At 37.3% G+C, this 10,856-nt stretch carries 10 protein-coding genes; all 10 read right to left on the reverse strand.

What is annotated here, in order from left to right; all coding sequences use genetic code 11:
- Window positions 1-23: 23 nt before the first annotated feature.
- The gene (locus O3650_RS09080; RefSeq protein WP_261029670.1) at window positions 24-920 is read right to left on the reverse strand and encodes an ROK family protein; all 897 of its coding nucleotides are present in this window, start codon (window positions 918-920) and stop codon (window positions 24-26) included.
- A gap of 17 nt (window positions 921-937) precedes the next feature.
- Entirely contained in the window at window positions 938-1,855 is a 918-nt protein-coding gene (locus tag O3650_RS09085) for a dihydrodipicolinate synthase family protein (protein WP_001281522.1), read from the reverse strand.
- Window positions 1,856-1,924: 69 nt separating this feature from the next.
- Window positions 1,925-3,028, reverse strand: a complete 1,104-nt coding sequence (locus O3650_RS09090; protein WP_000241736.1) for a Gfo/Idh/MocA family protein — start codon at window positions 3,026-3,028, stop codon at window positions 1,925-1,927.
- 12 nt (window positions 3,029-3,040) lie between these two features.
- Window positions 3,041-5,134: an exo-alpha-sialidase gene (gene nanB, locus O3650_RS09095; protein WP_247933094.1), complete on the reverse strand. Its 2,094-nt coding sequence runs from the start codon at window positions 5,132-5,134 to the stop codon at window positions 3,041-3,043.
- A gap of 16 nt (window positions 5,135-5,150) precedes the next feature.
- Complete coding sequence (locus tag O3650_RS09100; protein WP_000730332.1) at window positions 5,151-5,984, reverse strand: carbohydrate ABC transporter permease; 834 nt, start codon at window positions 5,982-5,984, stop codon at window positions 5,151-5,153.
- The gene (locus tag O3650_RS09105; RefSeq protein ID WP_000237988.1) at window positions 5,984-6,868 is read right to left on the reverse strand and encodes a carbohydrate ABC transporter permease; all 885 of its coding nucleotides are present in this window, start codon (window positions 6,866-6,868) and stop codon (window positions 5,984-5,986) included. Before O3650_RS09105 ends, O3650_RS09100 begins: the two co-directional genes overlap by 1 nt.
- A 78-nt stretch (window positions 6,869-6,946) precedes the next feature.
- Window positions 6,947-8,284, reverse strand: coding sequence for an ABC transporter substrate-binding protein (locus O3650_RS09110; protein WP_000738774.1), 1,338 nt, complete (start codon window positions 8,282-8,284; stop codon window positions 6,947-6,949).
- Between the two features lie 18 nt (window positions 8,285-8,302).
- Entirely contained in the window at window positions 8,303-8,755 is a 453-nt protein-coding gene (locus O3650_RS09115) for a YhcH/YjgK/YiaL family protein (RefSeq protein WP_261084332.1), read from the reverse strand.
- Window positions 8,756-8,779: 24 nt separating this feature from the next.
- Window positions 8,780-9,478 (reverse strand): N-acetylmannosamine-6-phosphate 2-epimerase, encoded by a 699-nt coding sequence (locus O3650_RS09120; protein WP_033676556.1) that lies wholly within the window; start codon window positions 9,476-9,478, stop codon window positions 8,780-8,782.
- Window positions 9,479-9,768: 290 nt separating this feature from the next.
- A partial coding sequence (locus tag O3650_RS09125; protein ID WP_371491977.1) for an SIALI-17 repeat-containing surface protein occupies window positions 9,769-10,856 on the reverse strand: 1,088 nt, incomplete at its 5' end.

The following is a 10,856-nucleotide window of genomic DNA, read 5'->3' on the forward strand; positions in this document are numbered from 1 at the left end:
AAGTACTGCCTACGGCTAGCTTCCTAGTTTGCTCTTTGATTTTCATTGAGTATAAAATGATAGTAAGCTCCCAACATACCTGCTGTATTTTGATGATGGGCAAATTCTAATCGTGTTTTTTCAGCTAGGCTTGGTACCAAGACCGCCTTCAAGGCTGTGCGGATTTTTGGTTTAAGGATAGCCTCTTGCCCCATGATTCCACCGCCGAGAATAACCACTTCTGGATTGGCAACATAGCAAATATTAGCCAGACCTTTCCCAAGGTAATCTACCATCCGATCAATACCAGCCATACAAATCTTGTTGCCTTCAGTGGCTTCCTTAAAGATACGTCGGCCGTTCCACTGGTCAACTGGATCTCCATGAGCTGCTGCTACATACTCCACTAAAGCTGTTGTAGAAGCCAAATCTTGGAAAGCTCCATCCTGCATATGCATATAACCGACTTCGCAGGCTGAATTGCTAAATCCATGGAAGACTTTCCCATCCATAATCAAACAACCACCGATACCTGTTCCAATAGTCAAGCAAAGAGTGACACTCGCTCCTTTACCTGAACCAGATACTGCCTCAGCCAGACCTGCACAGTTGACGTCATTTTCAATCTCACAAGGAACGTTAAAGCTAGTCTCGATTTCCTTTTTGAACTGGGTTCCTGCATAATTTGGAATCTGAGGCCCAGCATAGAAAATCTCACCCTTATCTGGATCCACCATTCCTGCAGAAGAAATGGCAACACCTGCTACTGGGGCTTTTTCTAAATAGCTGGCTACGATATCTTTGGTTTTTTGTAAGATATGAGGTCCACCCTTATGCGCCTCAGTTGGCATTTCATGCGATTCAACAAATTGGCCTTCTTGGTCGATCAAACCATATTTGATGTTGGTTCCACCGATATCAATTGCAACGTAGTGTGTCATAAATACCTCCTTATGGATTAGAGGAAGCGCTCCTTGGTTTCACGAATCAAGGCTGCAGCTGCTTCTACAACTGGACGATCTTCTTCAGTCACTGGTGTCAATGGTGAACGAACAGAACCAATATTCAAGCCTTCATTGATCTTCAAGACTTCTTTAATCACTCCATACATATTTCCATGTGCAGCAGTCAATTTGCCAATGATTGCATTGATAGCATACTGCAATTCACGCGCTGTTTCCAAATCTTTGTCAGCAATCAACTGATTGAGTTTCAAGAAGAGTTCTGGCATAGCACCATAAGTACCACCGATACCAGCTTTAGCACCCATGAGGCGTCCTCCTAGGAACTGCTCATCTGGACCATTAAAGACGATATGATCTTCTCCACCAAGGCTAACAAAAGTTTGGATATCTTGAACTGGCATAGAAGAGTTCTTAACACCGATAACACGAGGATTTTTCAACATTTCTGTGTAAAGGCTTGGCGTCAAAGCAACCCCTGCCAATTGAGGAATGTTGTAAATCACGTAGTCTGTATTTGGAGCCGCAGAACTGATATCATTCCAGTATTTGGCAACTGAGTATTCTGGCAAGCGGAAGTAAATCGGTGGAATTGTTGCAATGGCATCTACACCCAAGCTTTCTGCGTGGCGAGCAAGTTCCATACTATCTTTAGTATTATTGCAAGCAACGTGGGCAATAATGGTCAATTTACCTTTGGCAACTGCCATCACTTCTTCCAAAATCAACTTGCGGTCTTCAACGCTTTGGTAGATACATTCACCAGAAGAACCATTGACATAAAGACCTTGAACACCTTTATCAATGAAGTATTGCACCAAGGCACGCGTACGTTCTGGGCTTACTTCTCCTTGTTCATCGTAACATGCGTAGAAGGCTGGAATGACACCTTCGTATTTTTTTAAATCTGACATAGATTTTCTCCTAACTTATTTCCGAAATGAGGGGAGAAAATAAATTTTTCATCCCCTTTACCATTATGTTTATTTTACAATTTCTGACAATTTTACTTTGCGATCTTCAAACATAGATTGGGTACAAGCATCTGCAGTAGCAATTGCTTCTAGAGCTGCTTCACCTGTCAATAGTTTTGCAAATTCTTCTGAGACTGGAGCTCCTTGCATAATCTCATGTAAATAGCGCATTTCTTTGTCAATGACAGATGATAACCATAATGGAGTACGTTTACCTGGTTTACCATAAGCAATTGCTCCGTCCATCTCTGTACTATGATAGATACGAGTACGATCATCATCTTCTTCTTGCGATTCATGAATCAAGAAATAGCTTTCTTGCCCATCTAGCTTAAGAGTTCCTTTACAGTTGAATAAGTCTAGGCGGATAGCGCCTTTCGTTCCTTGGATTAAGACATAATGTTCACCCCAACGATAAGCTGAACCCCATTCTAACAAGGCAAAACGCTTATTAGAAAATTCCATATTGACAAAAATCATATCATCTTCATCACCGAAATTTTCACCTTCATGGGCTACATTTCCACCTGTCATGGTTACAGTTTCAGGCATGCCACCCATAAGGAATTGAACACAATCCAACTCATGGATGTGGTGATACAAGTGACCACCTGATTTTTCACGAATTTTTTTCCATGATACTGACGGTTGTTGTTCTTCCCAACCATTACGAGCTGTGTGACAATATAGAACGTCTCCGATGACTCCTTGATTAATGAGTTCTTTTGCATGATGGACACCATTGAAGAAGTTCATAATATGTCCTGCCATAAAGGTTACATTGTTTTCTTTACATGCATCTACCATCTCGCGACAATCTTGATAAGAAAGCGCAATTGGTTTTTCACAGAAAACATTTTTACCATGTTGTGCGGCCTTGATAACTGGTTCTTTATGAAGATTATTTGGAGTTGCGACAATAACACAATCTACTTCATCGCTAGAAACCAACTCATCTAGGGAACTTGCTACTTTTGCTCCCAACTCTTCTGCAATCGCCTCTGCATTATCTGGGTCATAGAGAAGAGTAATCTCTGCTCCATCATTCTTTTGCATATAACGAGCCAACTCAGCTCCAAAATATCCTGTTCCAACAACACCGTATTTAACCATGTTTTTTCTCCTTTATTTTGTTAAATCATTAATTTCCAAATCTATGTACTGAACTACATTACTTAAATGCAATTCATTTCTCGACCATGAATCATATTTTTCAAATAATACACCTATGTGATGATTTGGCAATTCTGTAATCGCAGAATATGCATAACCATACGAAGGCAAATCAATGTCATAGTGGTACTTCCAATCAATACTATCATCTTCTTTATTGACTAAACCGACAACTAATTGGCCTCCCTTACGGCCATTTTTAGAATTTGGTGTACTCAAAATGACTGCTTCTTTTCCATCAATTAATTGAGAGTATTTAATTGCAGATACTTGTGTACCATATGAAGTTTGTTGAATTCCATCGATATACGAAACTTCTGACCATGTTTCTCCAGAATCTCTACTAGTCATATAGGCAATCTTACCTGTAGTAGTTCTAAAGAATGTTCTAATCACACCATCTCTCATTTCAACCATTTGCGCTTCTGCTGTCGCATTCTTAAACGGAATTGAAGCTGAGGATTTCTTCCATGTTTGACCACTATCATCAGAAATGAGATAAGTTAGTTCGCCACTGGTATATGTTGCAAAAATTAATCTGTTACTTGATTTTAATGCTAAACCTTGTCCGGGACATAAGTAAGTTCCATTATGTTTTTCACCTAAGAACGGAGGCAATAACTTAAATTGTTCCCAACTCTCTCCTCTATTCTGACTAGTTGTCATTGCTATATAATTAGTAGGAGTCACTTTAAATAACGAATCTTTGTAGAAAACATTCATAGGAACCTGTTTTCCATTATGCCTTTCTCTTAGAGAGCCACTATCAAAATCAACCGAATATTGTTCGACTGTTAAAGACTTTCCTCCCTCCAAAACTTCATACTTATCATTTACAGTATAATTTGTAGGTTTATTTGTTGTTTCATCGTAAACGACACCATTTTCTCTAACTGTATAACGGAAATCGTTATCTCCATTCTTCTTTAGTTTTAAATAATAATGACCGTTTATTTCTTTAAAACCTGAATCAGCTTTATTTGCATTATTATTTCCGATACCAGCAGGCATAACATCAGCTAATAATATCGTTTTCCCAGATTTTTTATCTTCAACAATGGATGAATCTATAAATGAAGCACTTCCACTAATTTGACTATTCTTTAATTTATTATCTCGTGGCCAGTAAACTAACTGCTCCTCATAGTCATTAAACTTCATAGCAAAAGTTGGCTCACTCCACGTTTTCCCATTATCATCACTATAAGAAGTCGCGATATTAATCTTACTTTTAGAATCATGAGTCCCACCATAACGTGCATCAATACTTGATAGAACTCTTCCACTACTTAATGTATATAATGTCGGTATTCTAAAATAGTTTGCTTGAGTAGAATCTCCTGATTGGAAAATTAACTGAAATGGATTTGACAAGGGAATAGTTGAAACTTCCTGATCACTAATTGCTTTATTAAATAGACTGATTTCATCAATACTTCCTCTTGCAAGATAATGATCCTTGCCTTCACGATTAACAGCTCCTAGTGTTGCCTTATCTATACCATTTATATTTGAAATCGGCAAAAATGTATCAACTGTTTCAGAGAACACTTCTATACCATTAACATACATTGTGTATGTCTTATCTTTAGAATCAGATACAAATACGAGTGTATTTTCAACTGCCTGTCCTTTATGCTTTCCCCATAATGAAGCTGGTCTAGAAAATAAATAATTTATTCCCTTTTGGGCGTCTCTTATTTCTACACCTATCTCACCAGAATCTCTCATGAAAATTGAAAAGTAATTATTTTTAAAGCCTGCTTTACTATTAGATAGACCAAACAAAGCTTGAAGCGAGTTTGGTTTATCTGCTTTAAATTTCATTACTACTGTCTGACTCTCTCCAGATAATTTATCTAATAACAAAGGGCTGATATCTATACTCTTATTGTTTAGTTGATATGAACCTCCTTGAAAAATAGGAGATATAGACAGTTGGCCATAGTTTAATTCATTCGCATGAATCAAAGTGGGTACTCCCATTAAAAGACTAATTCCTACAACAGAAATTCCTAGTTTTGAATAAAGACCTCTCTTATTCATTTTTTCCTTCTTTCGTTTACTTCACAGATCCTTCTGATAATCCACTTGCAATCTTATTTTGGATAATAGAGAAGAAAATAATTGATGGAAGAACCACAATAACAGATGCTGCCATCATATCTCCCCAGTCTAAAATTTCTGAACCGTTAAGAGATCGAAGAGCTACTGCTACTGTCATCTTTCCTGTATTGTTAATCAAAATCAAAGCATATAAGAATTCATTCCAAGCATTGATAAATGTATAAATAGCTGTTGCTACAATACCTGGTGCTACAATAGGTAGCACAACTTTATAAAATGTAACAAATTTATTTGCACCATCAATTCTAGCTGCTTCTTCAATTCCAATTGGAACTGTTTGGAAAAATCCAACTAAGAGCCAAACTGCATATGGAACACTAAAAGATAGATAAACCATCATCAAGCCAAATAAACTATTTGTTAATCCAACTTTAGCAATGGCAATTGAATAGGGAATTGCTAACAAAATTGGTGGGAAAATGTAGGTAATGACAAGTAATCTCGACATGATTGCTCCCAATTTAGGGAAGAATCTAACAATACCATAGGCTGCCATAGCAGAAATAATAATCGCAATAACGGTTGTAGCTAAGGCAATGATTAAACTGTTTCGAATGTTATCAATAAAGTGCAAATCGTTAATAACATGAGTGAAATAATCTAATGTAAATTGTTCAGGCCAAAATCGTGTTGGATACTGAGTTAATTCCCCTTTCCCCTTGACAGAAGATATGATAATCCATACCAATGGGAAAATTGCAACGATGGTCGCACCAATCAAGAGTACATGTGAGAGAATATCTAAATAAATACCGGATTTCTTCTTCATTATTTTCTACCCTCCTTTTCCCACTTACTGATGATAGCAAAGTAGATAAAGCAAATTGCCACCAAGAAGATAAAGAGCAATACTGTAACTGCTGAAGCACGACCCAACAATTTAGTTCCCCAACCTAGGTTGTAGGCAAAAATTGGAAGCGTCGTTGTAGCATTGGCTGGTCCACCACCTGTAATTAGGTAGATAATGTCAAAGTTATTAAAGATCCATACAGTTCTCAAAACAACTAGAAGCCCTACAACCACTTTAATATGTGGAAAGACGATAAACTTGAACACCTGCCAACTTGAAGCACCATCTATCTTAGCAGCCTCAAATTGTTCTTCTGGTACTGTTTGCAAAGCTGAAAGCACATTAACCATAATCATCGGCGCTCCAAACCAAATGTTGATAAACACTAAACATAGGAATGCCCATGTACTATCTGTCAAAAATGCAGGCGTATGTTCCATTAAACCTAATTTTACGATTAGATTAGGTAAGTAGCCATAAACCCCGTTTAGAATCCACTGCCAAGAAAAGGCAATAACGATGGTAGGAAATGCCCAAGGAACAATCAATAAGGTCCTATATAATTTCTTGAAGTGGCGTACTCTGTGAAGAGCCAAAGCCAATACAAACCCTACTAAAACTTGACCAACTAATGAGAAAACGGTCCACTTAATTGAATTAAAGAACGCATTAAAGAAGTTGGGATCTGATAGCACAGCTTTATAGTTAGCTAAACCAACAAATTTATAATTAGGCATAATCAAATGCTTATTGGTAAAGCTATAAAAAATACTCGAGAAAAACGGATAAACAAAGAGTAATCCTACGATAATCATAGCTGGCAAAACAAATATCCAGCGAGTTAAATTACGTTCTTTAACCATTCTCCTTCTCCCTTCTTTTACAAGATTGGGCTAGGGCTTTTCAGCTCACTAGCCCACCTATTTTCTAATCTTTTACATCTACTGAGCAGCCTCAAATAAATCGTTTAATTGTTTTTCTGCTTCTTTTGCTGCTTTCATAGGATCTGTTCCATTTGAAATGATATCTTGGAACATTTGTTCAATAATGTGTTGGTTAGTCAACATACCAGCTTGTACACTTGGTCCATTTTCATAACCAATAGCAGTACCTTTTTTAACAGCTTCAGTAATCACTTCTTCAGCATGTTTAAATTTCTTACGAGTTTCATTTTCTTTATAGGCTGCAGAATCGCTAATCCCCTTAATAGTTGGCAACATACCTACTGGAGTTGAATCAAGGAATTTAACGTAGTCTTCTTCATTATAAAGTGATTCTAAGAATGCTTTAGCAACTTCTGGGTGTTTTGAATTTTTCCAAACAACCATTGGAATGTTTGAGGTTTCAATTCCTTGGTCCTTATCAGATTCTTTGATTTTTGGAATAGGATAAGCATCAATTGAATCAATCAGTTGAGGACTGTTGGCATTAATTCCTCCAATATGGAAGCCAGAGTTAAAGTCAAATGCTGTTTTTCCTTGATAGAACAAGGTAGCTTGTTGAAGGACATTAAAGTTCAAAGAATCTTGAGGTGAAATTTCTTTATACATTTTAACCCAGTATTTAATACCATCTTGAGCAAGTTGACTTGTCAAATCTGCTTTAAGATCTTTTGTTAAGAGACTTCCACCACCACTACGTACGTAGAAGTTCAAGAAACGTGTTGCCATTAAGTCATTTGTTCCAAACGGAACAGACAAGCCATAAACTCCAGCTTCTTTCAATTTTTTAGAAGCTTCATAGAGTTGATCCCAAGTTTTAGGAACCTCAATATTATGTTCTTTTAATAAATCTGTTCTAACCCACATGACTTGTGCATGTGAATAAAGAGGAACAGAGTAGTAATCATCTCCGATTTTTGCTTCATTTAAGGCAGTTTCGTTAAATTTATCCTGTCCAATACGCTTGATAGAATCATTTAGCGGAACCAAAGCATCTGAGTTGACCATTTCCATTACTTGGTTAGGAAGAGCTGTACTGATATCTGGCACATTCCCATTTGCTAAACCTGTAGTCCATTTAGTATAGAAGTCATTCCAAGAGAATGTTTCAATCTTAATTTTCGTTTTCGGATGCTTTTGCATGAAGGCATCTGCTGATTTTTGAATACTTTCTAAACGTGGTCCTTGAGTAAAGGAGTGCCACATTGTAATCTCACCAGATAATTCTGTCGGTGGTTCAGTACTAGTTGTAGCTTCTTTTTTTCCTGAACAAGCTACCAAGGCAACGGCTGCTAGCGCAACTCCAGCTAGACATAAAAACTTTCTCATTTTTTTCATTGTTCTTCCCTTTCTACATTAAGAAATCGCAACTTTAAAGACAACTTTTTTCACAGGTTCATCATTTATACGAACCTTGGGTTGATGTAAATCTTCTGGAAAAGTGATAAGGCATTCGCCAGCTCTCAAATGAACTAACTGTTCCACTTTCCCTGTGTATAATTCAATGTCTTTTTCTTCATCATATTCTTGGATAACGCTTACATTTTCTGGCGACGTAACAGCCATGGCTTCTTCGTTTTCCAAAACTAAATGAATATCCAAATATTTTTGGTGAGTTTCAAAGAAGGCTCCTGCTTGACCGTCTGCTAGATAAGTAAAGCAATTACCAAATAATCGATCACCATCGATATCAATCGGACCTTCTGTCAAATTTTCTAGTCCTGTTTTTTCTAGAAAATCTATTAATGTTGCAAAATGTGGATTTACTCCCACATAAGTTCCTAAACGGCTGATTTTAGTAATAATCATACTCAATCCCCCTTTCTTTATTTTTTATTTAAGACCAGCAACGAAGCGTTCTGTAATCTCTTTTGGTCTAGTAATAGCGCCACCAACAACGATACCTCGCACTCCATATCCCAGGATTTGTTTGGCTTGTTCAGGTGTATGGATTTTCCCTTCTGCAATGACATCCACGCCGGCATCACAGAGTTTTTTGATTAATTCAAAATCGGGACCATCCACTTTAGGACTGTAAGATGTGTATCCTGATAAGGTTGTTCCGACAAAGTCAATTCCCGCTTCAACAGCTGCTAGGCCTTCTTCAAAAGTACTTGTGTCAGCCATCAAGAGCTGGTTAGGGTATTTTTCCTTAACCTGACGAATAAACTCTTGAATCTCTAAACCATCGTAGCGTTCACGCTTGGTACAATCCAGAGCAATTACCTCTATATCAAGTTCTGCCAATTCATCAACTTCTTTCATGGTGGCAGTGATAAAGGGTTCTTGCGGTGGATAATCTCGTTTAATGATCCCAATTATTGGAAGGTTTGTGACCTCCTTGATTTCCTTGATATCGCGAACACTGTTTGCTCGGATACCGACTGCTCCACCTTGCTCAGCCGCTTTGACCAGCAAGGGAATGACTCCTCCCGCTTCTGTATAAAGCGGTTCGTGAGGAAGGGCCTGACAAGAAACGATGATTCCATCTTTGATTTGTTCAATCAAGGCTTCTTTAGTAATCTGTGGCATCCTCTTTCCTCCTTTTCTTTGTTCTTATGAGGTCATTATATATCATTTATGAAGCGCTTTCAATACTTTGTAGTAGGATAGATTACAGTTTCAAAAGTATTTTATAGAACAGCTGTTTCTGAAAGTAGTTTCAGATAACATAAATATCCGTATCTATTACTCAAAATTACGAATCTTATTATAAACTTCTATATCAATAAAACCAGTCTAGAATTCCCATCTTTTTACAGGACCCCAGACTGGTTTATTTTAGATTAACATAGAAGTTCAAAGTGAGATTTCAGACAAAGTTAACTGTCTTTTTGTTTATAGGAGATCATTACTCCAAGGATCATTCCCACAAAACCAAGCAAAACTGTTGTTATTGATTTATTCTCACCTGTATTTGGTAACATTGACTGTTCATTATTACTTACTTTATTCTCTAATCGATTCGATTCAGAGTTTTCATTTGTAGATAACAATTTAGATGACAGTGAAACTTCTTCAACCTTGTTATCTTCTGTAGGATTTTTAAATGGTGGATTGTCAATGGAGTGTCGGAAAGTCATCGCATAAATACTAGAATTATTAGTCTCAAAAATAATCTTTCCATCTTTTTGTTCGAATTCAATAGTGTGTAGTTTTCCTTCTGGATCTACAGCATAAACATTCTCAACGAACTGATCTGTAGCAAAAGTAACAAGGACTTTTCCTTCAGGTTTAACATATCTGCCATTTACATCCTTCAATTTGATATCAAATGCTTTGTAGTTTAATGAACTTAAATCACTAACTTGAACTTCTTTCATTTGAATATCTATCACATTTTTCAATACTTCTTCTGAAGCTTGAATTTGAACACTTCCTGTTTCATTTTTTAAAATACGTTGTGAACTAGCAATTCCTGTGATAACATTCTTAGTTTCTGCTTCATCCTTACTGTCTTTATTATTTACTTGTTTATCAGTAGATTTCACTACTGAACTTCCTTCTCCTGAGGTTGATAATGGACCCATATATTCTGGGATTTCTAGTATCGGAGATTCACCTCTATTCACGCCACCTGTGAAAGCTGGAAGGTGGTGGACATCAGCATCTGCACCATTAATTCCGCCTCTAAAATCTGGCTTATCTATTGTAGGAGCTGGAAAGTCCCCTAATGTGGATAGAACACCGCTATACTCTGGAACTTCTGTAACAAGTGAGTCGCCTCCATTCACTCCGCCTTTAAACTCTGGCTTAGCTACTGTAGGAGCTGGAAAATCACCTAATATGGATATAATACCGCTATACTCTGGAACTTCTGTAACAAGTGAGTCACCCCCATTCACGCCACCTGTAAACTCTGGCTTAGCTACTGTAGGAGCTGGAGAATCTCCTAATGTGGATATAATAC

This window comes from Streptococcus sp. 20925_1_24 (assembly GCF_041432335.1).
GTDB classification, from domain to species: Bacteria; Bacillota; Bacilli; order Lactobacillales; family Streptococcaceae; genus Streptococcus; species Streptococcus mitis_BM.

Excerpts from the sequence above, each read along its gene's own strand:
- O3650_RS09080 (WP_261029670.1), bottom strand. The coding sequence starts at position 920 with ATGACACACTACGTTGCAATTGATATCGGTGGAACCAACATCAAATAT.
- O3650_RS09085 (WP_001281522.1), bottom strand. The coding sequence starts at position 1,855 with ATGTCAGATTTAAAAAAATACGAAGGTGTCATTCCAGCCTTCTACGCA.
- O3650_RS09090 (WP_000241736.1), bottom strand. The coding sequence starts at position 3,028 with ATGGTTAAATACGGTGTTGTTGGAACAGGATATTTTGGAGCTGAGTTG.
- nanB (WP_247933094.1), bottom strand. The coding sequence starts at position 5,134 with ATGAATAAGAGAGGTCTTTATTCAAAACTAGGAATTTCTGTTGTAGGA.
- O3650_RS09100 (WP_000730332.1), bottom strand. The coding sequence starts at position 5,984 with ATGAAGAAGAAATCCGGTATTTATTTAGATATTCTCTCACATGTACTC.
- O3650_RS09105 (WP_000237988.1), bottom strand. The coding sequence starts at position 6,868 with ATGGTTAAAGAACGTAATTTAACTCGCTGGATATTTGTTTTGCCAGCT.
- O3650_RS09110 (WP_000738774.1), bottom strand. The coding sequence starts at position 8,284 with ATGAAAAAAATGAGAAAGTTTTTATGTCTAGCTGGAGTTGCGCTAGCA.
- O3650_RS09115 (WP_261084332.1), bottom strand. The coding sequence starts at position 8,755 with ATGATTATTACTAAAATCAGCCGTTTAGGAACTTATGTGGGAGTAAAT.
- O3650_RS09120 (WP_033676556.1), bottom strand. The coding sequence starts at position 9,478 with ATGCCACAGATTACTAAAGAAGCCTTGATTGAACAAATCAAAGATGGA.